This window comes from Candidatus Protofrankia californiensis (assembly GCF_900634765.1).
In the GTDB taxonomy this organism is placed as follows: domain Bacteria; phylum Actinomycetota; class Actinomycetes; order Frankiales; family Frankiaceae; genus Protofrankia; species Protofrankia californiensis.
Window position 1 is genome coordinate 4,425 of record NZ_CAAAFT010000498.1, and the last position, 624, is coordinate 5,048.

A 624-nucleotide genomic window follows, 5' to 3' on the forward strand; every position below is an offset into this window, starting at 1 on the left:
GTGTTCGCCTGCGGCGACGTCGTGGACCACATCTACCGGCAGGCCATCACGGCGGCCGGCACCGGGTGTGCCGCGGCGTTGGACGCCGAACGCCATCTGGCCGCCCGCGAGGACGAAGCCGGCCAGACGCCTCGGGCGCCCGCCGAGGCAGTCGCGTCCTAACAGGTGTCCTAACAGGCCAAAAGCAGCACGATCATACTTTTAATGATCATATAGCCCTCGATCGCATCGTCTTCGGTCGGCAAAACCGTCCGGACACCACCCAGCGGCAACAATCAGAAGGAGATCATTATGGCAGGAGTCACCCAGCCCGTCACCGACAACACGTTCACCGAGGAGGTACTGAAGAGCAAGGTGCCCGTTCTCGTCGACTTCTGGGCGGAGTGGTGCGGGCCTTGCAAGATGGTCGCTCCGGTTCTCGAGGAGATCGCTGCTGAGCACGGCGACAAGCTGCGGATCGTCAAACTCAACATCGACGAGAACCCGCAGACCGCCCGGCAGTACCAGATCCTGTCCATACCCACCATGGCCGTGTTCGTCAACGGCGAGGTGGACAAGAGCATCGTCGGCGCGAAGCCCAAAGCCGCCCTGCTGCGGGATCTTTCCGCGTATATCTGAGGTATC

Annotated in this window: 1 protein-coding gene and 1 pseudogene; both read left to right on the plus strand. The window is 62.3% G+C overall.

Annotated elements, in window-relative coordinates:
- A pseudogene (locus DD1DGNOD_RS30380) lies at positions 1-162 on the plus strand (thioredoxin-disulfide reductase); the annotation flags it as partial.
- Between the two features lie 129 nt (positions 163-291).
- Complete coding sequence (trxA, locus tag DD1DGNOD_RS26160) at positions 292-618, plus strand: thioredoxin (protein WP_131768953.1); 327 nt, start codon at positions 292-294, stop codon at positions 616-618.
- Positions 619-624: the final 6 nt, after the last annotated feature.

Bases quoted from the DNA above. Each gene is read 5' to 3' on its own strand.
- trxA (WP_131768953.1), top strand. From the start codon at position 292: ATGGCAGGAGTCACCCAGCCCGTCACCGACAACACGTTCACCGAGGAG.